This is a genomic window from Idiomarina sp. 017G, assembly GCF_004362265.1.
In the GTDB taxonomy this organism is placed as follows: Bacteria; Pseudomonadota; Gammaproteobacteria; order Enterobacterales; family Alteromonadaceae; genus Idiomarina; species Idiomarina loihiensis.
Genome location: NZ_SNWT01000002.1, coordinates 104,533 through 127,942 on the forward strand (window position 1 = coordinate 104,533; position 23,410 = coordinate 127,942).

Below are 23,410 nucleotides of genomic sequence, written 5' to 3' on the forward strand. Positions count from 1 at the left end.
TTTAAACCTGCCGTTCAGCCCGTGCCGCGTGCAGTTTCTTGTAGCTTTCTATTAAGCGTAAATGTCTGTCCAGACCTTCAAGCTGCATATTTGTTGGCGTTAGACCGTGGAAGCGCGTAGTGCCTTTAACAGAGCCTATAACGGCTTCTATGGTCTCTTCGCCATACATACGGCCTAAGTTGTAGCGGTAGTCATCCAACTCTAGCTCTTCGTCCAGAGTAATTTCCAGTACGGCCTCAATGGCACGGTAGAATAGCGTACGCTCAACCGTGTTGTCGTTGAATTGCAGGAACATTTCTACATATTCGAAAGCGTCGTCATGGCGTTGCAGCGCGAGGTAAATGAGCAGTTTCAATTCAAGAATGGTGAGCTGACCCCAAACCGTATTTTCATCAAACTCAATGCCAATCAGGGTGATGATATCCATGTAGTTATCAAGCTGACTGTCTTCCAGGCGCTCAACTAAGTCTTCTAGCTGCTCATCGGTTAAGCGGTGCAGGTTGAGAATGTCTTCGCGGTATTGCAGAGCAATATTGGTGTTGTCCCAAATAAGGTCTTCCACGGGGTAAACTTCCGAATAGCCCGGCACCAGAATACGGCATACCGGCGCGCCTAAATCTTCATGCACGGCTATGTAAGCTTCTTTGCCCATGTCCTGCAAAATACCAAACAGCGTATCGGCTTCTTCCTGGTTAGAGCCGCTGAAGTCCCACTCAACGAATTCAATGTCGGACTTAGCGCTAAAGAAACGCCAGGACACCACACCCGACGAATCAATAAAGTGCTCAACAAAGTTATTTGGCTCGGTTACGGCCATGGAGTTGAAAGTTGGTGCCGGCAGGTCGTTTAAACCTTCAAAGCTGCGGCCTTGCAATAACTCGGTCAGGCTGCGCTCCAGCGCCACTTCAAAGCTTGGGTGCGCACCAAAAGAAGCAAAAACACCGCCGGTGCGTGGGTTCATTAAGGTAACGCAGGCCACCGGGAACTGACCGCCCGATGATGCGTCTTTAACTAACACCGGGTAGCCTTGTTCTTCTAAGGCTTTTATTCCTTCCAGAATATTCGGGTACTTGTTAAGCACCGCTTGGGGCACATCGGGTAGGGCAATTTCGTCTTCAATAATGTGCTTTTTAACGGCGCGTTCAAAAATTTCCGACAAGCACTGAACCTGAGCTTCGGGCAATGTATTACCCGCACTCATGCCGTTACTTAAATACAGGTTTTCAATTAAGTTCGACGGGAAATAGACCGTCTCGCCGTCGGAATGGCGTGTGAACGGCAATGAAACTATACCGCGGTCAGCACGACCTGAGTTAGTATCAATTAAGTGTGAACCGCGCAGTTCACCTTCCGGGTCATAAAGTTCACGGCAGTATTCATCCAGAATTTCAATTGGCAGCTCGTCGTTTGCGCCGGGTTTAAACCATTTTTCGTTGGGGTAGTGTACAAACTCTGCGTTTGCTATTTCTTCACCAAAGTACTGGTCGTTATAGAAGAAGTTGCAGCTTAAACGTTCAATAAACTCGCCCAGTGCGGAGCATAAAGCGCTTTCTTTGGTGGCGCCTTTGCCATTGGTAAAGCACATAGGGGAGGCGGCATCGCGAATATGCAGCGACCAGACATGCGGGACAATATTACGCCAGGAGGATATTTCTATCTTCATGCCCAAATTGGCCAGTATCGCCGTCATGTTAGCTATGGTTTGTTCCAGCGGTAAGTCTTTGCCTTCAATAAAGGTTCGGCTGTCGCTGTCCGGGCGTATGGTCAGTAACGCCTGAGCGTCCTGAGTAATGCTTTCAACGGCTTCGACGTCAAACTCTAAATCGTTTTCTATAACGCGCTTAACAGCACAACGCTCGGCTGCACGAATAATGGCTTTGCGGTCTTTCTCGGAAATATCGGCCGGTAACTCAACCTGAATTTTAAACAGCTGCTTGTAGCGGTCTTCGGGGTCGACAACGTTGTTTTGTGAAATACGGATATTTTCGGTTGGAATATCGCGTGTGTCGCAATAAAGTCGAATGAAATGTGCCGCACACATAACCGAAGACGCCAGAAAGTAGTCAAAAGGGCCGGGGGCGGAGCCGTCGCCTTTGTATCGAATAGGCTGATCCGAAATAACCGTGAAGTCATCGAATTTTGCCTCAAGGCGCATATTGTCGAGAAAGTTTACATTGATTTCCATTTAAGGGGCACCGCGGTTGATAAGTTGACTGCTGTCAGCGAGCAATAGGCGGCATTATCCCATTTTTTTACTTATTGATCATTATCCGCGTAGCCACTGCCAATGGCACTAAAAGGTAATTTCAGGCCAAGCTCAGGAACTTGTATGGCTATCCAGGCCGGAAAGGTATTGCTGTTGGGGCCGGGCAGCACTTCGTATTCATTTGCCCAGGGGTAGCGCGATGCCGCTTCTTCAATGCGTGAGATCATTTCGGCAGCCTGACCTCCCGATACGGACAGTATTTTTTCGGGTTCGGCACCATACCAGTAACGGTCGGGAGTTGCTGTCTGGTAAACCCGCAGTGCGGGACGGCCGTGCTCGACACCCCAACCCACAACCTCGTATACAGTATACTCACTGGCATTCTCAGGCTTTACTGCCAACCAGGTATGAACCGCAAACCAGCCACGCCAGCCAAAGGCGTCGGCTGCATAGGCTTCTATTATGGCTTGCTTTTCAATTTCAGGATCAGGCGCAATACCAGCGGGGTCTCTGGACGCATCGCGCCAGTCTCCTGACGAACACCCAAGCAAAAGCAGCGCCATAGCTGTAGAAATTAATACTCTGGTCATATTGGCTACACCTGTTTTAAACAAAAACCTGTTACTTACTACTCTATAGCTTACATAAAAGCTCACATCATAACTCGTGTTTGATTTACGAGGGCTTTACACTCAAAAATTTTGCCGTCGATAAAAAGTTTCTGTATGATTTACAACATTATAATTACAATCCAGCCCTATAAATGAAAGGTATAATATGAATAAGAAAGGACTCCTAGGTGGCGTCGGTATCGTCATTGTTGCTGCCGCTCTAATCGGCCCTAAATTCGTTGGTCCTCAAGTTGAGGATGCATTAAAACAACATGTCGAAGTTATCAATCAATTGCCCACTTATAACGCCCGTATGGTGTCATTCGATAGTGGCTGGTTCGGTTCAACTGCAACAATATCGCTGGGCGTAGATTTCGGTTCTATTTACCCGGAAGGGTCAGCACCTGATGACTTGTCTTTTGAAGTGGTTATTGATGTTCAGCACGGTCCGGTTCTGACTCAATTTTCTCCTGGTCTGGGTATGGCTTCGTTTGAAGCTCATGCCAAGGACGATGGGTTACGTGAGTATATTGAATGGGAAGAGAACACGCCTTTTTATCACCTGACTGGTTCAGCTGGTTTTTTTGGTGGTGTTAGTTATGACGATGAAATTGTCGCGTTCAGTTCTAAACCGAATGATGAGCAAACGTCACTGACCTTTACTGGCTATGAAGGTGAAGGTTCCATTTCTTCGGATGAGTTCAGTTACGAAGGAAAACTGGAAGGCGCAGAAGGTCTTATTGAGGGCCAGGCTATCAGCATTGGTGAGTTTGAAATAAGCACTGAAGCTAAAGGCAACATGCTGGAAATTGTGAAGGGCGAGCTTTATGAAGGCGAAATGTCTATGAAGCTTGATAAAGTCATTGTAGGCCAGCCGGATGATGTCGCCCTGTTTGAATTGAAAGATCTTGGAATTGAATTCGTTAGTTATTTCAGCGACGATAAAGAACGCATGAATATTGATATGAACTATTCTGTAGAGTCGCTGAAAGCCGAAGACTTTGACCTTGACGATCTGAAGTTAAAGATGGCTTTTAATAACATCGATTCTGAGTTCTTGCTTGCTTATAACCAAATGATGCAAAAGATTTATGACCAGAACCCCGACGAAATAGAAGTTGCGACGCAAAAGCTGGTAAAGGAAAACCTACCTAAGTTACTGCAGGCAGAGCCTGAGTTCGTTATTAGTGAATTTAGCGGGAAAATGGAGCCGGGCGAATTTAAAGGTGACCTAAGCGCTAAATTGGCGGGTGTAAACCAAATGCCGGACAATATGGAAGACACGCAATTCTGGCTTTCCAGCCTGATTGTTGACTCATCCATTGCTATTGATAAGCCGTTGTTGAAATGGGTCGCTGAACAGCAGATGTTGTCAACAATGCGCATGCAAATGCCAGGTGCCGATGAAGCTGAACTGCAACAAATGGCTGAGCAACAAGCGCCAATGATGATTGATATGTACATACAACAAGGTTTGCTGAAGGAAGAAGATGACGAGTACCGCAGCGAATTCCAGATGGAAAACGGTGAAGGTGTACTGAACGGTCAGAAAATTCCAATCGCGAAAATGATGTAATTATTGTTTGGTGATAAAAAGGTAGTAATGAAAAGCCTCAGCGAATGTATTCGACTGAGGCTTTTTTATTTCAGGTTACGGTATTACGGCTTTGCCAGCGCGGATCGAGATGTTCTTTGGCTTCAATAACTTGCTTTAATTGCTCAATAGCCTGCCAGATATCCTCAAAGCTGTTATAAAGAGGGGTAAACCCAAAGCGGATATAATTTGGGGCACGAAAGTCAGCTATTACACCTCTTTGAATAAGCGCCTGACATAAGCCATAGGCGTGCTCATAACGATACGACAACTGACTGCCTCGCTGCTCCCGTTGCGGAGGAGAAATAAGTTCCAGGTTGCTATTCAGTGACGCGGCTTCTAGTAATTGATGGAAAACGTCGGCCAGCTGTAAGGACTTTTCTCTTAACTTTTCCAGGTCCACGTTCTCAAAAGCTTCGAGCGCGGAATCGACCGCTGCCATGGCGAGAATAGAAGGGGTGCCGGTCAGCATTTGTTGAATACCGGTAGCGGGCTCGTAGTCTGGTGTGAAATCAAACGGGCGGGCGTGTCCGAACCAGCCGCTTAAAGGCTGACTCATATTCTGGTGATGACGTTTTGCGGCATAAATAAAGGCTGGCGCGCCAGGGCCGCCATTTAAATATTTGTAAGTACAGCCAACCGCAAAGTCTGCTTTCCAGTCGTCCAGGTGCACGGGCATTGCCCCTGCGCTGTGGGCTAAATCCAGAATAACCAGGGCTCCGTGGCTGTGTGCGCTGGTAATAAGTTGTTTAGCGTCAAGCCGTCTTCCGGTTCTGAAATTCACTTCGGTTGCTAAAACTACTGCGATTTTATCGTCAATCTGTTGCTCCAGCTCGTTTTCATCAACCAGCTTTAGCTGACAACGGTGTTCACCAACAAACTGTGAAATTCCCTGCACCATGTATAAGTCTGTCGGGAAGTTATCTTTGGTGGATAGCACTATGTTGCGCTCAGAGTCATGGCTTTGAGCCAGTGACAGTGCCGCTGCCAGCGTCTTAAATAAATTCACCGATATTGAGTCACAGCAAATAGTCTGCTCTGGTGCTGCGCCTATCAGGCGGGCAATTTTTTCGCCGACATGTTGCGGCAAATTAATCCAGTTATGTTCGTTCCAACTGCTGATAAGATCCTGCGACCACTGCTGCTGGATAACCTGCTGTATACGGGCTGCCGTTGCTTTGGTCATTGCACCCAGCGAGTTGCCATCCAGATAAACCTTATTAACCGGCAGCTTAAATTGTTCACGGTGCCGGGCAAAGGGGTCAATGCTGTCGAGTTCCTGTATGTCAGTAAAGTTCATGGTTTTAGCTCTTTGTTCAGTCGCTGAATAATGGCTTCCCAGGCAGTTGAGTTTGGGTGTATTAAGTCAAAATGACCTGCGCCTTCAAGTTGTTCTGTCTTTACGTTGATATCAGCGGTTTGGCTCATGGGGACAATTTTGTCTTTGGTACCCTGCATCAGCCAGGTGTTGGCGTGGAGCTTTTGTGCTGTTGGGCTGGCAGCACGATAGTCTTCTTCGCTGGTGTAAGCTGTTTTCATTAAGTTGCTGGCTGCACGGTTGCAACTGCCTTGCGCCTGAGTGTAACTGACCATATTTGTAATGGCGGCTAGGCCAATAACTGCGTTTATATTTTCAGCCGAGGGCGTATTCCGGGTGGTAGCCAGAAGTGCGAGGTGCCCACCGGCAGAGTGGCCCATAACCGCTACCGGCTGATTATTGAGCTTTTGCTGTATAAAGCGAATTGCGGTTTTCACGTCATTGAGACTCGCCGGCCACTCTCCGCCTTGCTCGCCCAAACGGCGATATTCAACAGACCAGACATTAAAACCCGCTTTTCTCATTGCACTGCTTGCCGGGTTGGTGTGAGTAATATCGTATTCTTTTAGCCAGCAACCACCGTGAATAAAAATCACATTAGCGGCCGTGTTTGGCTGCTTTGGTGCATTCCAATACTGAATAAACTGGGAGGGGTGAGAGCCGTAACTGTAGCTGTTATCGGGGCTGCCGGAAGGCAGTTCGAGCACTGACTGGAAAGACACTTGCTGCAAAGAATTGTCACCAGCAGAGGCATGAGAATAAGTCAGGCAGAAAATAATAAGCCCGCAGACTGCCAGTTTTGGAGGAAGCTTTATCAAGTAATACCACCCGCTTTAATGTTTTTAAATATAAAGGACTAGAGACCATACAAGTATTTAAAAGGCGGCTCAACAAAATTGACAGATCAGCAACAAATGCGTCATTTATTCGTCATCGTATCGTCAACTGACCTCAGTACATTAGCCCGGCGTTAACGCGTTAACCACTCACATTAAGGTTTTAAGGGTTATGACTACTTATAAGAAAACATCGGCATTACCGTTCCCAACAAATAAAGTATTAAACTCTGTTGTTGCTGCGCTTTGTGCGTTAAGTGCGCCGGTTGCTTTTGCGCAACAGGACACCTCAGATGAACTTGAGCGAATTGAAGTGACTGCACAAAAGCGTGTGCAGTCTATTAATGATGTGCCTGCCAGTATCAGTGCGTTTGAAGGAAGCCGTCTGGACGAGCTGGGCTTAAACGAACTGGATATGATTTCCGATCTGACGCCGGGTTTGGTTATTCAGGAACAAAGCCCGAACAACCCTGGTTTTGTTATTCGTGGCATTACCTCAGACAGCGGTTCGGCTCAGGCATCTCCGCGGGTGTCGGTTTATTACAACGGAGTGGATGTCTCACGCTCACGTGGCTCCTACTTTGAACTGTTTGATATAGAGCGTGTTGAGGTGGTTAAAGGCCCGCAGGCAACGTTATTTGGTACGGCTGCATCGGTTGGCGCCATTAGTGTTATAACCCGTAAGCCAGAAGCGGATTTCTCTGCCGAAATGAGTGTTGGCGCGGGTAATGAGTCTCAGAAACGAGTGGGCGGCTTCATTAACGGCGGCAGCGACTTAGTCAGCGGACGACTGGCGTTCAGTTACCGTGAACGCGACGGATTTATTGAGAACATAGCTCCTGACCAGGACGACATGAACGGCGTTGACAGACAAGCCTTGCGTGGTTCACTTCGTTTTCAGCCCAGCGATACGGTAACTGCTGACTTAATTTACAGTTACGAGAAAAACGAAGATACCGGAACCTCATTTAAAAATGGTATTTTCGCACCAACCGGCGGCGACACCAGCCCCTACAGTTTTGTTGAAATGACCGGCAGTCCTTACTCGGCCTCGGTACTAGGTCGCGAAAAACTGGGTCTGGACAGAACCGTCGATGATATTAATTTAACCCTGGACTGGACCATTAGCCCGCGCTTAAGCTTTACCTCGGTGAGTGGTTACCGCAGCTTCGATTCACTGGAAGTGTTTGACGCAGACGGCACTCAGGCATGGTTCCTGGAGTTTGGTGAAGATGCCGAGGGCGACCAGTTCAGTCAGGAATTTCGTTTTAACTATGCTGGCGATAACCTATTAATGCTGTGGGGTATCAATTACTTTACAGAAGACGGCAGCCAGCGTGTCCCCTTTAGCACCGAAGAATCTATTTTCCTGAACTGCGCCGGGGCTTTACCCAGTGGTTTGCCCTGTATTAATGCCGATGGTTCAGTCAACCAACTGACACCGGTATTAACCGGGGGAGCCTTAGAGGAAATTCCATACGCCGGCGAGTTTACCAACTTTGGCGATAATGAGTCCTGGTCTGCCTTTGTTGACTTCACTTATCAGTTAAACGATAAAACCGAAGTTGCTGCGGGTATTCGTTACGTTTCAGAAGATCGGGAAAGTGGCTTTGCTGCGACCATGCCGAACAGCCAGTTGTTACCTCTGTTGGGTCTGCCAACACAAACCTTGTTGCCGACTGTTTCAACGGATGGAGAAGTGTTCACTGCTAGTAACAGTTCAGACGCATGGTTGCCTCGCTTTAATATTATTTACAAGCTGAATGACGATAACAACTGGTTTGCAACGGTTTCAAAAGGTCGTCGTTCGGAAGTTGTTGATGTGAGCTCGACTCTTGATGCCGACGGTGAAGCCGTAGGGGATTTTGGGTTAATTCCGGCGGAAGTTATCTGGAACTACGAAACCGGCCTTAAAGGAAGCTTAACGGAAAACCGCGTACGTTATTCTGCGTCAGTGTTTTATCAGGACTATTCAGACTTTCAGGTAACGCTGCAGGACGATTCGGGTAACTTTTACACCGCAAACGCAGGCTCTGCGACGAACTTTGGTGTCGAAACTGAAATTAATGCGAATTTAGGCGCAGGCATTGAGCTATTTGGCCACCTGGCGTATCTGGATGCGAAAATTGATGACGACAGCACCAACGGGAGTTTAGCCGGTAACCGCTTCCGCCTTCAGCCTGAATGGACTTCAAGCCTTGGGGTGATATACGAAGCAGCGCTTTCCAGTCAATACGCAGTGCGTGGCTCTGTAGTCGGTACCTATCGGTCAGAAGTGTTCTTTGAACCAGAAAATGCACCGGTAGCTGGCCTGGATATCAGTCAGGATTCGGTCTCTTTAGTGAATGCGTCGCTGGGTCTTTATAATGACTCTGCTGACTGGAGTCTGGCGTTGAAAGCAACTAACTTGTTCGACAAAGAATACCTGGTTGATGCCGGGAATACGGGCGGGAGTTTTGGTAACCCAACCTTTATTTCAGGTCCACCGCGTTTATTCTATTTAGAGTTTACCAAGAAGTTTGGCATGTAAATTTACGCTAAACGAGAAAAGGGAACCTGTGTCATGGTTCCCTTTTTATTTTACGAGCTAGAAACTAACTTCCCGTGTAGCGCGCTCTGTGCTTATTCACTACCCGATAGTCTTTGCTACGAATCGTGTCCACGAACACCCATTCTGCTTCTACCGCGTCCTCGGATGCAAAGAGGTTCATATAACCGCGCTGATGCAGGTTGGTATATTTTAAGTCTTCTATAAGGGTAGGCAATGCTTTGGCCAACTGCTCTGCGGTTTTTGTGTCCAGGCTTAAATAAGCTTCCATTCCCGGAGATGATACCGAAGACGTGGCAAACTCCACCCCAATATGAGCTCCATCTGAACTACGCAGTTCGCTGTGCCACGCGTTGTGAGTGTCACCGGCAATAACCACCAGTTGTTTGTTGGCTTTTTTCGCTGCCCGATAGAGCATTTCACGTTCAATGGGGTAACCGTCCCAGGCATCGAGATTGTAGGGCGTAACCTGAGTGACCATCGCCTGCTGCTGAGGTGTTAACTCTTCGCCGTTCTGCAGGCGCTTTTTAAGCTCTGCTATTTGTAACAGCAGTGGTGTGACTTTACTGCGGTCATCTGCCGCGAATGCGGCCGAAGGAAAGTTCATTTTCCCCATAAGCAATTGTTGACCTAAAACTTGCCAGCGCGCTGAGCTGTTATTCAGTTTATTAACCAGCCACTGTAACTGCTTTTTGCCCATGATGCTGCGGTCAGAAGACATGTCCTGCTGGAATTTTTGGGTATTGAACTGACCGCTTTCTGCATCGCGGTAGTCGTCATAATTCAGCTGTTTATCACGTCCGATAACGCGGGTATCCAGCATGATCAAATCAACTAAGTCACCGAATTTGAAATCACGATAAATAGTGAGGTTGGCTTCGCCCTGTGGCGGACGAATAGGCAGCCACTCATAATACGCCTGAACTGCGGCTGCGCGCCTTTCAATAAAGCTGCCTTCATCTTCCTGGTGGTTTTCTGCACCGTTTTTCCAGGTGTCATTGCTAATTTCATGGTCATCCCACACGGCAATAAAAGGGGCATGTGCGTGCAGTGCCTGTAACCCTTCGTCGGTGCGGTAAAGCGCGTAGCGGCGACGATAATCAGTCAGGGTAAAAAGTTCTGTATTATTGTTGTCGGGTAAGCCGCGGCCAATTTCTTGCGAACCTTGGGTGGCGTAACCGCCTGCGCCATACTCGTAAATGTAGTCACCTAAATGAATGACCGCATCAATAGAATCGTCCTTTGCTGCTTCGGAGTATGGGTTAAAGTAACCGGCGGGGTAGTTAGAGCAGGAGAAAACCGCAAACTTCAGCGGTTTTAAGCCAGATTCAGGAAGCGTTTGCGTTTTGCCAGAGGGGCTTTTGCTGTTCTTACCTAAAAAACGATAGTAGTAACGCTGGTTTGGCGATAATTGAGTAACGTCGACTTTAACTGTGTAGTCTCTGCTGGCGCTTGTTGTGGCTGTTCCAGAACGAATGATACTTGAAAAGTTTTCATCGGCGGCCAGTTCCCAGCCCAGCGCTACTTGTTTTTCTGTACTATTTTCCGGCACGGCGCGCGTCCACAACAAAATGGCGTTTGAAGTTGGATCGCCACTGGCTACGCCATGGTCAAACTTGACGGAGCTGCGCTCACTGGTTTTGCCAACACTTGCACAGCCCTGTAATGCGGTTGATACGGTGACTGCTGCGCCCGTTGCTGCAAATAGCTTTAAAAAGTCACGTCGGTTAAATTGCTTCACTGTTTTACTCCATGCATTTTTCCCAGAGTAAAAGAAATTACTCCGTAAACATGAAGACTTAATGACAGTAAAGTGTTAGTTCAGTCTTAACTTATTCATCATCACTTTTGGGTTTAAGCTCCAGCGCTTGTACCGCCGAACGAACGTCCTGCCCTGAGGTTTCCTGAAAAACCTGTAAGTCAAATTGTGGCAGTATGGCAAACAAGTGATCAAAAATGTCGGACTGAATACCTTCGTAGATTTCCCACGCGGTATCGTTACTAAAGCAGTACACTTCAATGGGCAAACCCTGAGGCCCCGGGTTTAACTGACGAACCATCAGTGTCATTCCTTCGTGTATGTCGGGTCGCTGCTTGAGGTACTGTTTCACGTAGGCGCGAAAGGTACCAATATTGGTTACCTGACGTCCGTTTATAGGGTCGAAGCCTTTCTTTTCCAGACCCGCGTTCCATTCAGATATATCTTTTTCTTTTTGTTCCAGATAATCGCTAAGTAGCGAGAAACGTTTCAGCTTTTTCTTCTGCTCAGCGGACAAAAAGTGAATACTGTTCTGGTCAATGTATAACGCTCGTTTTATACGGCGTCCACCGCTTTCCTGCATGCCCCGCCAGTTTTTAAACGACTCGGAAATAAGACGTTTGGTGGGAATGTTCGTAATGGTTTTATCCCAGTTTTGAACCCTAACCGTATGCAGTGCCACATCAATGACATCGCCGTCAGCGTTTAACTGGGGCATTTCAATCCAGTCGCCGACACGAAGCATGTCATTAGATGAGAGCTGAATACTGGCGACCAGTGACAGAATGGTGTCCTGAAATACCAGCATGGCAACCGCACCCATGGCACCAATACCGGACAGGAGAATAACCGGAGAGCGGTCCAGCAATGAGGCAATAATGAGAATAGTCGCTACCACATAGACCACTATTTTCGCAATTTGCAGATAACCCTTTATTGGCTTTGTATGCGCGTCAGGCTGCCGACTGTATATTTCGTTAACGCTAGTCATGGCCGCGCTAAACGAACGCGCCAGAGTCAGGATGAGGTATGCAATACTGATGTTGCGTATGATGGTGGTGGCGGTTTCCGGTAAATCCGGTACCAGATAAATACCGCCGGACAGCACTAACGCAGGAACAACCTGAGCCAGGCGGCTGACAATAACGCGAATGCCTATACCCGGGTCACTGCCTAACTGGGTTTGAGACAGCAGACGGGAAATACCACGCAGTAAAACGTGTTTGGTCACAAGCTGAGACAACCAAACCGCTATAACAAGGAAAAAGCAGGCTCCAATTGTATAGGCCCAGGGTTGGGTTGCCGCCCAATCATGAAACCACTGCGGGTAATCCAGTTCCATCATAATTTTTGTTCCACCGCTGCTTTTAAGTCCTTTCTAAAGCCCAACATAAATACGACTTCTGCTACGACGAATAAGGGGCCAATGGCTAAGCCCATAATATCATCAACAAAAGCCGGTTTGCGGCCTTCAAAATAATGGCCGATAAATTGAAATACCCAGCCGACAACAAACAGACCAATGCTCCAGCTAAGCCATAAGCTGGTTGGTAATGCGGCTATGTCGCGGCCAACTGACAGCGACAGCCATAGCAAAATGGTCATGAGCAAACCTAACTTGATATCCAGACGGATATAAAAAATAACCGCCGCCAGAACAACTAAGTTGGCGGGGGTAATCAAAAAGTAGTCCAAGGGTAGCGCAGGCCGTGATAATAAACTAATGATGCCGACAACAATCAGTGGAATACCGACAAGATGAGTCATGACATTCTTACGGTTCCGATGATAAGCCGCATACTGTGCCAGGTGATCAACGATGGTTTTCATAGTCTGTGCCGCTTGATAGCAAAATAGAGGCTTAGATTGCTACGCACATGGCTTGATGTCAATGGAGCTCAATGCTTTCAGGCTTTTATTTTTCTATTGCTCAGCAGTTAACTTACCGCTAACCTAAAGCCTTTATTTTTTATAGGCATATAGAGTAGGGGAAGTTCGGTGGCGTTTGATTACGGTTCGATTGATCTTGGATTAAAAAATCCGTTTAAAACAGAGGGCTTGGTAACCAGTATTCGTGGGGTTGTGCAATCGCTGTTTGGTGTATATTTGCTGGTAGCAGGTGCTGGTTCCGTAAAGCAAGATCCGATTATGGGGTGGGTGCTGGCTATTTTCGGTATTTCGCTTCTGGCAGTCGGCATTAAAGTACTGAGCGGCGGCATTATGGCAATGCTGCGTTACTTTGTTGGCCGTAATCACCCTACGTCACTGGCTCCTAACTTTAGTAAGTCTGAGCGCAGTACCGCGCAGGAAGAGTCGCGTTATGTTGCTTATAACGATCAGGCTCTGGAAGAAATGCTTATGGGCCGTAAAAACAGCACCTTTATAGAGCCCAAAGGCTTACTGGCGCGAATAGCTCACACGGTATTTCCAAAATTACTGTTTATGCCTTATCCCATTCGTAATATGGCGCAACGCCTGTTAGGCGCCTGGGTGCGTACTCTTACGGCAATGGTTGCGTTTGGCTTTGCTGCCTTTGTGTCCCTGGCTGGTTTTGCCGGAGATGCAGGCGTGCTGGCTTTCCCTGTCTACACTGTTTTATTGACGCTTTACATCATGCACGTATGGAAGGCCGCTGGTAAGGCGATATCCCGCGGGGCAGAGCAGACTATTGACTCTATGGGCAGTGGTGATTTGGTCAAGATTATTGCTTTCGCCTTGTTATTGCCTGTTGTGGTAGGGCTGGTAGTGAGCTGGTGGATGGCTGCAACAGACGTAACGGCGGCAACGGTTGAGCAGTATTATGCCGCTTTGCCGGACTTTCATGCAGGTTGGTACTTATTTGGCATTTTTGTTGGCGCTTTAGTTTGCACGGCTGTCACTGTGGTGTTGCTGAAAAGACGTTTAGCCCATGCGAATCCGGTTTCTGAAGTCTCTGAATTACGGGAAAACTGGCAGGAGTCGGTGCACCCTAAAGAGATTTTTATCAACCTGGACAATCTGGTCATGGCAAACCGTCGTTATCGCGAAGTGCCAAACCGTGTGTATCGTGAATTGGATCCTAACTTGCAGGAACACGTTGACGGCAAAGGAGCCTTTAGCGGGGAGATGATTCAGGAAATTCAGCCTCAGGTAAAACCTATGGGACTGGGCGGGTTATTTGATAAATCGCGCTTGGTCAGCTTGTTGCTGGGTAATAGCTTGTTCATTATCGGTGTGGTTTTTACGTTTTTCTTAGCCTATGCAACAGTCGATGTGGTCAAACTTCTTGATAGCATGAACTATAGGCTGACTGAAGAGACTCCCTATAGCGACTTAATGACCTTAGCAGGCGTAGTCATGACTGCCGTTCATTTTTATCTTATTGGCTATGTCCTGCGGGCATTTGCGGGTTTAGCCGCTAATATCGCGCATCTGTTTTATGCGGAAATTCAGTTTGAATCCATGCTTATTTACTTTAAGTGCGAAGGAACCTTTACTGAGTCTAAAATTTCAACCGGTACCGGTATTCACGACAGTACTCGCTCAGAAAATACGCTGGTTCGCAGTAGTATTACCCCCTGGGTTATCGTGTCACGTATTGTGTCGACAACTTTTGCTGCAACCGGAATGAAAAATCTGGAGCATCCGCGACATATTCTGGAAATGCATAAATCGGATGACGAAATGGCGTCTATCCGTAAGGATGTTATCGACTTCCTGAAAGACCGCGAGTCTATTGCTTCTATAACCAGTAATCGCGATTTGGGCAATGCCTCACAGATACATCAGTTAAATGAGCAGACCCGCGCCATTCCAACAGACCAGGACAGATTGCAGCAATCGCAGTCGAAGACTTCTGATGAAGAGGCCGCTGGTTACCTTCGTCAGCAGGAAGAATTGGGCTCAGACAACGACTCTGATACCGACAAAAATCGTTAATTTCCAACCTTAAAAACCGCAGGCGGGTGCGTTGCCCGTCTGCACCTGCTACCAAGGTCGTAGTGCAGCAGCATAAAGTTTCATGGAAACTGTTCGATAATTATACATGGTACGTTGCGTTTTTTACGCCTTACGGAAGCAGATAAATGTCCACAGTTGATGTGAAACCTCCTTTATTGATAACGGCTTTGGCAATAGCCGCCGGTGTCCTTGTCCTTGCTTTTGTGCCCTGGTTGTGGCTGCAGTTATGTCTGCAAAGCTTATTATTTATTGCCCTGAGCTGGTTTTATGCCCGTTATTTTAGCGCCGCCGGAATAGCGGATGATGAAGAGCCCTCTGAGGGAGACGGCACGGATCAGCTGGCCGAAAACTCCGGTAAAAATGCAATAGCAACGGCAGAGCTTAGTTTTGCGATAAGCCGTTTTAAATCCGTTTTGGCAGATATTGTCGAGCGTTTGAAAGAAAGTGTGGATAACTCGTCACGAGTGAGCGAACGGGCGAAGGGAATAGAAAGCTTTTCATCGGAAGTGGCTGTTGCTGCAGAGCAAACCAAGCAGATAAGCCACGAAGGCCGCGAGAGAATAAAGCAACTCACTCAGAAGATAGCTCTGGTAGTGGCGGACAGCCGAGAAAGTGCGGAAGCGGTCAGAGGTCTGCAGGCTAAAGCCGATGATATTCGTAAAGTGACCCAGGTTATTGACAGTATTGCAGAGCAAACCAACTTGCTGGCGCTGAATGCATCGATAGAGTCGGCGCGTGCCGGTGAACATGGTCGTGGCTTTGCGGTTGTAGCCGATGAAGTCAGAACGCTGGCCGGACGAACTTCGGATGCAACCGTAGAAGTGAGTAATTTGGTGGAAGCGATTCATAATGAAACCACGGTTGCGGTCAATAATATTGAGCAACTGTCAAAGCACATTGAACAGCAGTCGGAAACAACCGAGGGCATTATTGAACAACTGGCCAGCATTGTAGAACAAGCCGAAACCGTGGAGCAGCAACTGCAAAAAATTACCGGGTTAATGGGTGAGAACGCAGAGGATCTTTCCCGTAATGGTGAGCTTCTGCATTCTGTAAACTCAGACTTATCTGAACAATACCAGCAACTGGATGACGTAAGCGGGCAGGCCGAGCAACTGGAATTGCAGTCGGAGCAATTGTTCGCGCACTTGGTTGAAAATGATGCCGATGCTGAACATAAAGTGATTTACCAGGCCGCAACCGACGCCGCTAAACAAATTGGGCAACGTTTAGATCAGGCTATTGAGCAAGGCGAGCTGACGTCCTCTCAACTGTTCTCCCGGGATTATCAAGCGGTTCCCGGAACCGAGCCGGTAAAATACAAGACACCATACACGGAGTTTTTCGAGAGTATATTACCCGCTATTCAGGAGCCTACTCTGAAACGACATGAACACATTATTTACGCTATAGCCACTGACCCGAAAGGCTATGTAGCGCGGCACAACGATGCGTTTAATAAGCCGTTAACAGGTGATCCGAAGAAAGACCTGGTCGGCAACCGCTCGCGTCGGCTATTTAATGACAAAACCGGGGCACGTTGCGGAGCTCACACGCAAACGTTATTGTTACAGACCTACAAACGCGATACCGGCGAGGTTATGCACGACTTATCGGTACCCGTTTATGTAAATGGAAAACATTGGGGCGGCTTCCGTATCGGCTACAAGCCGCTGTAGCCTGACATTCATGTCAGGTGAGATATAGTTCCTGACGTAAACGTCAGGCTACAAAGCACCAAGCGAGAATAGGCAACTGAGCAGTATGTCACACGATACCATTGCAATGAATAAAGAGCGGCAGGACTTAAGTGGCCTGGAGGCTGTCTGGTTATTTGGTTATGGCTCACTGATTTATAAAGTCGACTTTCCGTATCTGGAACGGGCGGCTGCCTCAATACAAGGTTGGTCACGACGTTTCTGGCAAGGGTCGCACGACCATAGAGGCACACCAGAAGCTCCGGGCAGGGTACTGACTTTAACAGAAACTCCGGGTGAAGAATGCACGGGAATGGCCTACAAAGTCTCACCCGATGTGTTCGAGCATTTAGATCATCGTGAAAAAAACGGTTATTTAAGATTTACTACGCCGATGAGTTTTCGTGACGGCAGCCAACAAGAAGGCCTTGTTTATATTGCGACAGAAGACAATGAAGCGTTTCTTGGCGAGGCTACGGCGTCGGAAATTGCCAGCCATATCGCTCGTTCGTCCGGCCCCAGCGGGCCCAATGCCGAATACCTGGTCAAGTTGCAGTTGGCGCTACAGCAACTGGGCGTCAACGACCCTCATATTACTGAGGTTTATGAGGCCTTAATGGCAAACCGGGCTAGTTAGTGTCCTGAGTAAATACGGTGTCGGCGGTTTGCGGTAACATGTAAAGCTTACCCTGCCAGTAGTGGCAACCAAATTCGGCGAGTGTATCTAACTGTGCTTGGTTTTCTACGCCTACCGCTTGTACTTCCAACCCCAGCTCTGAGGTCATGCGAATAACCGCACGCACCAAATTGCGCGAGCGTTCGTTAGTATCAAGATCGCGAATAAACTCTCTTTCTATTTTAATTTTGCTCACCGGCATGGTTTTCAAATGCAGCATGCTGGCAACGCCTTTACCGAACCGGTCAATAACCAGAGTTATACCAAGCTGATGTAACTTCTCAATAATTTCCAGAGTGTGCGGCAGGGGTTCTTGTAAGCTGCTTTCACTTAAATCAAATTCCAGTTTTGCCGCTAGCTTTGGGGTCTTTTTAACAAACTGGCTGACTGTCTGATAAAGCTTCTGTGAAATTTGCTCGGTTGCCAAATTAATACCGATTTTTCCCGGAACGGTGTTTTGCTCCTGCCAGAGATCAATTTGCTCGATAACCTGTTCAACCACCCATACTCCCAGGGTGTCCAGCATGCCATTGGCATCAAATTGTGGCAGGAACTGGTCGGGTTTTAATGAGCCAAGGTCGGGGTGCTCCCAGCGCAGCAGAGCCTCAACGCCGACCACCTGATGCTGCATATTAAGAACGGGTTGATACACCAACTGCATTTGCCCGGTTTGCAACACACTGCGGACGTCTTCTTCTAATTGAATTTCATCGTAAGAGCGGGTTTCCAGCTCTTGTTTAAAGTAAGTGCTGCTCTCATTGTGCTCGTCTTTAGCAGAGTTCATTGCCAAATTGGCCTGAGCCAGAAGCTTTTCGGCATCGTAGCCGTCGAGTGGGTAAACGCTGGCGCCAATGCTGGCTGCCAGTTGCACCTGCCGCTGGCTGTCCGACAATATGAATGGCGGTTCGTACGCGGCCTGAATTTCCAGAATAATGTTCTGAATATCGATGTATTCAACAATATGATTCAAAACGACGGCAAATTCATCACCACCGAGGTTATAAAGTTTGGTACCGAAGGGAACGGCTTTTTTCAGTCTAAGCGCCAGGCGCTGTAAAATTTTATCGCCAATATGATGGCCATACTGGTCATTCACCTGATGGAAATGATTAACGTTCATTACAATGACGGCAGCCAATCTGTCGCTGGGCAATTCATCTAATAACCGGGTTAAATCCAGTGCCAGCGAGTTGCTGTTAGGTAAGCCAGTTAAGTCGTTAAAAAAGGCCAGCTTCTGCAATTGCCGCTGCTGCAATTTCATTCGGGTGACATCGCTTAAGGTCGCAATGTAGGCCGCTTCCCCGGGGAAACTAGCCGGGGCTTCACGAACGGTTAAAATGGCAGAGTAACGCTGATTATCTATATCGCGACCCACTATCAAAATACTCTGGTTACAGGGGAAGCCTCCGTCAATATCATCAATTTCCGTTGCTGATAGGAGTTCCTCGAGTCTTGAATTCAGACAGGCTGATTCGTTCAAGCCGGAAATGTCGGTAAATGGTGTATCAATCGCTATTACCCGACGGCGCCCGTCCAAAAGCGCAATGCCTGACAACACGTCATGCTCTGAGTTCTTCCCGGAATTAATGCTGGTGGTATCATAGTAGTCGGCAGAAATATTCGTCCAGGATCCCTGAAAGCGCAGCGGTTTCTGACTGCTACGGCGAACCTCGTCTCTAACCCAAACGTAATGCCCCTGTTGGTGACGAAAGCGATATTCACAAACAAATTGTTCTTCTTCAAAGCCGCGTAGAGCTGTTTTCTTTACTGTTTTTACGTCGTTAGGATGAATGTTGTTCAGCCACCAGCCCGGTGCCATTACCTCTTCTGTTGAGTATCCCAGAATGCGTTCGCAGTTTGTGCTTACCCAGTCGACGCAGAAGCCGGAATCGAGAGCCCTAAGCTCGTAGTGTACGGTTGGGCTGTTACCGAGATAGCTATGCAGTAACTCACGAGACTTTTTAAACCGTAAAAACCAAATGCGGCGAATAAAGAAAAACAGAAAAATGATGGATAGTGCGACAAACGCCCAGGGCTCCCATTGAATTAAGGTGCTTTTCGTGTCGGCTTCCACCGGTAACTTAGGAATTAAGGCGTTAGCGCCTATTTCCCAGATGATAGCGGCTATTATATAGCTGAGCGCCAGAATAACTTCCGGTCGTTTGAAAAATCGTTTACGCGATGCTCTATGCAGTGTTAACTCTCTTTCATTTCTCATTATCGTATCCGTGCCCAGGGTATTTCTGATTTCTTCAATGACTTACTGAGAATAGAGCCTTGTAATTCTTCACACCCTATTTGCTTTAACAGTAGTAGCTTAGCGCGATCATTGATGCCCGTAGCTATGGTTGTTAAACCTCGCGCTCTGGCCATTTTGACCATAGAGGCTAACTCTCGTTTTTGATCGCTGTGAGACGTGGCTTTTTGCACTAATTCCTCAGACAGTTTTACCGCATCTACAGGCAGCACAAAAAGTGACTGTATAGTGGAGCGGCCTTCCCCAAAATGCGAGGCAATAACATTACAGCCAATGCTGCGTAGACGTTCCAGATAGCGTTTCGATTTGTCGGAAAGTGACATTAAGGCTCGTTCACTGACCTCGATATTAATATTTTGTGCTGGAAATTTGGTTTCCTGCAGCTCGTGCGCTAACACATTAAGTACAAGCGGGTCGACAATGTCATTAATGGTCACGTTAATAGCGACGCGTACAGTCACTTTTTGTTTTTGCCATACCCGCAGGTCTTTAAATGTGCGTTGAATAATCCATGACGTAAATTGCTGAGTTAAAGAAGCCTCTTCTATCATTGGCTTAAACTCTTCCACACTCATGCTACCGCGTTTAGGGTGTACCCATTTCGCAGACACTTCCAGTACAGAGAAGTAGCCGGAATTAGTATTGAGCCGAGGCTGGTAGTAAAGCTGAATGTCGTTATTCTTCATTGCTTCGTTAAACTGACGCGAAAAAGTGACTTCTTCAATCTGGTCGATGGCCTCGTCTTGTTCCAGAAACGAGAACTGTTGTTTCTTTTGGAAAGCGTTAAAGGCGTGTGACTGGGCTTCGTCAAAAACTTTTTGGTGATCTTCTTTCAGCTGTTCTTTTTTAACCCGAAGCACACCAGCGGTGCTGTCCATTTGATAAGAAACACCGTCAATGACTATGGGTTGCTCCAAAAAGCTCTCTATTTTTTGTTGAAGTTCTTTTGAGTTTTCTTCAGCTTCAGAGCGAACCCCAACCAATTCGTTTCTTGACGTCTGACCGACGTGAACCTGATCCCCCAGGAGTTTTTTTAGTTGAACAGCCATTTGCTTAACAAGTTCGTTGGCTTTTTCAGTTCCTACTTGCTGCTGAATTTTGTCCATATTCTGTAAGCGGAAGTTGAAAATATCGACCAGGTCATCGGGTGAACTGCCTTTTCCATGGCCAATGCTTTCTAACTGTCTTAGCAGGGCGTTGATATTGGGAAGGTCGGTTCCCTGGTATTTGAATTTGGCCGTTTGTTCGGCACCACTTAATTCTTTTATGACTTTGGCAACCATTCCCGCCATAGTGGCCACAAGAGTATAAGCAACCATGCGAAGCATCCAGCCGCCGACAATTTCGTTGCCGCTTATCAGCGACTCGGAAAAAGAAAAGGGGCTGAGTAATAGGCCACACATGAAACCAGCCAGGGCACCAATGCGTGACCCCAGCAGTAAACCGGCAAAAATCAATGGAAAGTAAAGTAGGTGCTCGTAAAGGCTCGGAAGCCCGCCCGTTATCTCAATGACCCTGATAATAGCCGCAATCAGTATCGCCAACACGAAGCCCATGAACACCTGTTTTTCGGCGTTCATCTCGGTGAAGTTGACGACACTTTCTTTGAGCCAGCTGGTAAAGCTGTTTGGGTCTTCCAATTTAGGCATTTATTCTTATCAGTTGTGATAAATTAGGCAGTTAGCTATCTTGAGGTTGTTATCAATCTTAACTTCTGTCAAGTATTTAAGCCGAGAATCATTAACATCAAGGAACCAGCTATGCGGGAATCTTTAGAACGGCGGTCATTTTTACTGACATTGATTTTAGTCAGTATCGCCTTCGCCTGGGTACTTATACCGTTTTGGGGAGCTATTTTTTGGGCTTGTGTGGTGACTGTTATTTTTTACCCGCTACAACAAAAACTGAAAAAGACGTTTGGAGACAAGCCCAACCGGGCAGCTCTTGTAACCTTGCTGATTGCATTGGTTATTGTGGTGATTCCGGCGCTGGGTATTTCATATTCCTTTGTGCAGGAGGGGGTTAGTTTTTATCAGCGGCTGGACGAAGGCAAAATTAACCCCGGTAAGCTCTTTGATGATATTCAAAAGGCGTTTCCGGTTATTAGTGACTTGCTTGCTCAGTTTGATATTAAAGCCAGCGATGTACGGGAGAAAATATCATCAGGAGCCGTTAGTGGTAGTAAATTTTTGGCAGAAGAAGCGTTAAGCATCGGTCAAAATACATTCTCTTTTATCATTAGCCTTTCGCTAATGATTTATTTGACCTTTTTCCTTTTGCGGGACGGTCACTTGCTGATTGACCTTTTAGTAAAAGCGCTGCCTTTGGGCGATGAACGAGAACGTAAGCTGTTTACTAAATTTGCAGAGGTAACTCGGGCAACAGTGAAAGGAAACATTGTTGTGGCAATAGTTCAGGGCACATTGGGTGGCATAATTTTCGCGTTACTGGGTATTCCCGGAGCCCTGCTGTGGGGTGTCGTCATGGCCTTTTTGTCGTTAATCCCGGCGGTTGGCGCGAGTCTGGTATGGCTACCTGTATCTATTTATTTGTATGCGACAGGTAACTGGATAGCCGGCACCATTCTGGTGGCTTACGGGGCAATAGTTATTGGTTTGGCCGACAACGTACTGCGCCCGGTTTTGGTAGGGCGTGATACGAAATTACCGGATTATCTGGTGCTGTTTTCTACCTTAGGCGGTTTATCGCTGTTTGGTATTACCGGGTTTGTTTTAGGGCCGCTGGTTGCGGCCCTGTTTTTGGTGTTCTGGGATATCTTTATGAACGAGTTTAATAGCGTTTCTTAAAGTTGTGGGCGCGAGTATCCCCCAACACTGCCGTTGGGGGATAACACCCATTGCCACAACTGGATGTCGCGCGCACGGAATGCACCAGCACAGGACAGCAAATAGTATTTCCACATACGATAAAATTCGTCATCAAACTGTGACTTAATAGATGGCCAGGCTTTATCGAAGTTTTCAAACCAGGCCATTAAGGTTTTATCGTAATCGGCACCAAAGTTGTGCAGGTCTTCGCAGACAAACTTTTCTTCCAGTGCCGTTCCTATTTGTGAAATAGACGGAATTTCGCCATTCGGGAAAATGTACTTGCTGATCCACGGGTCGGCTGCGGTATCACTGACGTTTTTACCAATAGTGTGCAGCAGGAACAGGCCGTCTTCTTTGGTGCAGCGCAGAGCGACATCCATATAGTCGTCGTAGTTCTTCTGACCGACATGCTCAAACATTCCTAAGCTGATAACGCGGTCAAACTGTTCGTCCAGCTCGCGGTAGTCCTGTAGCCGGAATTCTACCGGAAGACCTTTGCAGCGCTCTTTGCCAAGGGCTACCTGCTCTTTGGATATAGTGACACCAACACATTCGACACCGTAGTTTTCAGCGGCATACTGCATGAAGCTGCCCCAGCCACAACCAATATCAAGAACGCGCATGCCTGGCTTCAATCCCAGCTTTTTACAGCACAGTTCAAGTTTATGCCGTTGTGCTTCGTCAACGTCTTTGGCTTTTTCCCAGTAACCACAGGTGTAAACCATACGCTCATCGAGCATAGACTGATAAAGGTCATTGCCCATGTCGTAATGATGCTGACCAACCTCCCAGGCTTTGGATTTACTTTGTAAGTTGAAGACTCGGCTTTTTAAGGAATGGAAAATAAGGCGGGCGGGGTTAACTTCATCCTGAATGCCGGAGCGCAGTAGCTGGAAGAAAAACTGGTCAAGCGATTCGGCGTCCCACAAACGAGCCATATAAGATTCACCCAAGCCAAGATTACCGCGCGACAGTGCCTGATCAAATACGGTTTCATCGTGAACCTGCATATCCCAGGCTCTGTCACCGTTAATGCGGATATCTGCTTTTGCTAAAAGCTCTTCAACATACTCTCGTGATGTCGACATATTTGTTCGCCCATTCCGGAAAATGATGGTTAAAAACGTTATCAAGAATG

General features: G+C 47.4%; 16 protein-coding genes. 6 read left to right on the forward strand and 10 right to left on the reverse strand.

Going from position 1 to position 23,410, the window contains the following annotated elements; translation table 11 throughout:
- Position 1: 1 nt before the first annotated feature.
- Positions 2-2,185 (reverse strand): OsmC domain/YcaO domain-containing protein, encoded by a 2,184-nt coding sequence (locus DEU30_RS05625; RefSeq protein WP_114981683.1) that lies wholly within the window; start codon positions 2,183-2,185, stop codon positions 2-4.
- Between the two features lie 71 nt (positions 2,186-2,256).
- Positions 2,257-2,796, reverse strand: a complete 540-nt coding sequence (locus DEU30_RS05630) for a DUF3750 domain-containing protein (protein ID WP_114981684.1) — start codon at positions 2,794-2,796, stop codon at positions 2,257-2,259.
- Positions 2,797-2,983: 187 nt separating this feature from the next.
- Between DEU30_RS05630 and DEU30_RS05635 the strand changes: the two genes are divergently transcribed.
- Positions 2,984-4,393 (forward strand): YdgA family protein, encoded by a 1,410-nt coding sequence (locus DEU30_RS05635; RefSeq protein WP_114981685.1) that lies wholly within the window; start codon positions 2,984-2,986, stop codon positions 4,391-4,393.
- A 70-nt stretch (positions 4,394-4,463) separates the two neighbouring features.
- On the opposite strand, the gene kynU is transcribed toward DEU30_RS05635, so the two are convergent.
- The gene (gene kynU, locus DEU30_RS05640) at positions 4,464-5,711 is read right to left on the reverse strand and encodes a kynureninase (protein WP_114981686.1); all 1,248 of its coding nucleotides are present in this window, start codon (positions 5,709-5,711) and stop codon (positions 4,464-4,466) included.
- On the reverse strand, positions 5,708-6,547 hold the full coding sequence (locus DEU30_RS05645; RefSeq protein ID WP_114981687.1) for an alpha/beta hydrolase: 840 nt from the start codon (positions 6,545-6,547) through the stop codon (positions 5,708-5,710). Before DEU30_RS05645 ends, kynU begins: the two co-directional genes overlap by 4 nt.
- A 190-nt stretch (positions 6,548-6,737) precedes the next feature.
- Between DEU30_RS05645 and DEU30_RS05650 the strand changes: the two genes are divergently transcribed.
- Complete coding sequence (locus DEU30_RS05650) at positions 6,738-9,095, forward strand: TonB-dependent receptor (protein WP_114981688.1); 2,358 nt, start codon at positions 6,738-6,740, stop codon at positions 9,093-9,095.
- Positions 9,096-9,159: 64 nt separating this feature from the next.
- On the opposite strand, the gene DEU30_RS05655 is transcribed toward DEU30_RS05650, so the two are convergent.
- The 3 genes from DEU30_RS05655 to DEU30_RS05665 all read right to left on the reverse strand — a co-directional run bounded on the left by DEU30_RS05655 (position 9,160) and on the right by DEU30_RS05665 (position 12,702).
- Positions 9,160-10,854 carry an alkaline phosphatase D family protein gene (locus DEU30_RS05655; RefSeq protein ID WP_114981689.1) on the reverse strand — a complete coding sequence of 565 codons (1,695 nt, stop codon included), beginning with the start codon at positions 10,852-10,854 and terminating at the stop codon, positions 9,160-9,162.
- Positions 10,855-10,945: 91 nt separating this feature from the next.
- Positions 10,946-12,217, reverse strand: a complete 1,272-nt coding sequence (locus DEU30_RS05660) for a mechanosensitive ion channel family protein (protein WP_011235402.1) — start codon at positions 12,215-12,217, stop codon at positions 10,946-10,948.
- Positions 12,214-12,702 (reverse strand): Mpo1-like protein, encoded by a 489-nt coding sequence (locus tag DEU30_RS05665; protein ID WP_034822170.1) that lies wholly within the window; start codon positions 12,700-12,702, stop codon positions 12,214-12,216. Before DEU30_RS05665 ends, DEU30_RS05660 begins: the two co-directional genes overlap by 4 nt.
- A 168-nt stretch (positions 12,703-12,870) precedes the next feature.
- On the opposite strand from DEU30_RS05665, the gene DEU30_RS05670 reads away from it, so the two are divergent.
- The 3 genes from DEU30_RS05670 (at position 12,871) to DEU30_RS05680 (ending at position 17,145) form a co-directional block, all read left to right on the forward strand.
- Positions 12,871-14,790 (forward strand): hypothetical protein, encoded by a 1,920-nt coding sequence (locus tag DEU30_RS05670; protein WP_114981690.1) that lies wholly within the window; start codon positions 12,871-12,873, stop codon positions 14,788-14,790.
- A gap of 146 nt (positions 14,791-14,936) precedes the next feature.
- Positions 14,937-16,490 (forward strand): methyl-accepting chemotaxis protein, encoded by a 1,554-nt coding sequence (locus DEU30_RS13725; protein ID WP_114981691.1) that lies wholly within the window; start codon positions 14,937-14,939, stop codon positions 16,488-16,490.
- An 85-nt stretch (positions 16,491-16,575) separates the two neighbouring features.
- Complete coding sequence (locus tag DEU30_RS05680; protein ID WP_114981692.1) at positions 16,576-17,145, forward strand: gamma-glutamylcyclotransferase; 570 nt, start codon at positions 16,576-16,578, stop codon at positions 17,143-17,145.
- On the opposite strand, the gene DEU30_RS05685 is transcribed toward DEU30_RS05680, so the two are convergent.
- On the reverse strand, positions 17,138-19,402 hold the full coding sequence (locus tag DEU30_RS05685; protein WP_034822209.1) for an EAL domain-containing protein: 2,265 nt from the start codon (positions 19,400-19,402) through the stop codon (positions 17,138-17,140). The two genes, DEU30_RS05680 and DEU30_RS05685, sit on opposite strands and share 8 nt — an antisense overlap.
- The gene (locus DEU30_RS05690) at positions 19,402-21,090 is read right to left on the reverse strand and encodes an EAL domain-containing protein (protein WP_114981693.1); all 1,689 of its coding nucleotides are present in this window, start codon (positions 21,088-21,090) and stop codon (positions 19,402-19,404) included. Before DEU30_RS05690 ends, DEU30_RS05685 begins: the two co-directional genes overlap by 1 nt.
- A 111-nt stretch (positions 21,091-21,201) precedes the next feature.
- Between DEU30_RS05690 and DEU30_RS05695 the strand changes: the two genes are divergently transcribed.
- A complete protein-coding gene (locus tag DEU30_RS05695; RefSeq protein WP_011235395.1) occupies positions 21,202-22,248 on the forward strand; it encodes an AI-2E family transporter in 1,047 nt (348 codons plus the stop codon).
- On the opposite strand, the gene cfa is transcribed toward DEU30_RS05695, so the two are convergent.
- Positions 22,245-23,360 carry a cyclopropane fatty acyl phospholipid synthase gene (gene cfa, locus DEU30_RS05700; protein ID WP_114981694.1) on the reverse strand — a complete coding sequence of 372 codons (1,116 nt, stop codon included), beginning with the start codon at positions 23,358-23,360 and terminating at the stop codon, positions 22,245-22,247. The genes DEU30_RS05695 and cfa overlap by 4 nt on opposite strands.
- Between the last annotated feature and the right edge of the window lie 50 nt (positions 23,361-23,410).

Bases quoted from the DNA above. Each gene is read 5' to 3' on its own strand.
- DEU30_RS05630 (WP_114981684.1), bottom strand. From the start codon at position 2,796: ATGACCAGAGTATTAATTTCTACAGCTATGGCGCTGCTTTTGCTTGGG.
- DEU30_RS05665 (WP_034822170.1), bottom strand. From the start codon at position 12,702: ATGAAAACCATCGTTGATCACCTGGCACAGTATGCGGCTTATCATCGG.
- DEU30_RS05650 (WP_114981688.1), top strand. From the start codon at position 6,738: ATGACTACTTATAAGAAAACATCGGCATTACCGTTCCCAACAAATAAA.
- DEU30_RS13725 (WP_114981691.1), top strand. From the start codon at position 14,937: ATGTCCACAGTTGATGTGAAACCTCCTTTATTGATAACGGCTTTGGCA.
- kynU (WP_114981686.1), bottom strand. From the start codon at position 5,711: ATGAACTTTACTGACATACAGGAACTCGACAGCATTGACCCCTTTGCC.
- DEU30_RS05685 (WP_034822209.1), bottom strand. From the start codon at position 19,402: ATGAGAAATGAAAGAGAGTTAACACTGCATAGAGCATCGCGTAAACGA.
- DEU30_RS05635 (WP_114981685.1), top strand. From the start codon at position 2,984: ATGAATAAGAAAGGACTCCTAGGTGGCGTCGGTATCGTCATTGTTGCT.
- DEU30_RS05680 (WP_114981692.1), top strand. From the start codon at position 16,576: ATGTCACACGATACCATTGCAATGAATAAAGAGCGGCAGGACTTAAGT.
- DEU30_RS05625 (WP_114981683.1), bottom strand. From the start codon at position 2,185: ATGGAAATCAATGTAAACTTTCTCGACAATATGCGCCTTGAGGCAAAA.
- DEU30_RS05660 (WP_011235402.1), bottom strand. From the start codon at position 12,217: ATGATGGAACTGGATTACCCGCAGTGGTTTCATGATTGGGCGGCAACC.
- DEU30_RS05690 (WP_114981693.1), bottom strand. From the start codon at position 21,090: ATGCCTAAATTGGAAGACCCAAACAGCTTTACCAGCTGGCTCAAAGAA.
- DEU30_RS05695 (WP_011235395.1), top strand. From the start codon at position 21,202: ATGCGGGAATCTTTAGAACGGCGGTCATTTTTACTGACATTGATTTTA.
- cfa (WP_114981694.1), bottom strand. From the start codon at position 23,360: ATGTCGACATCACGAGAGTATGTTGAAGAGCTTTTAGCAAAAGCAGAT.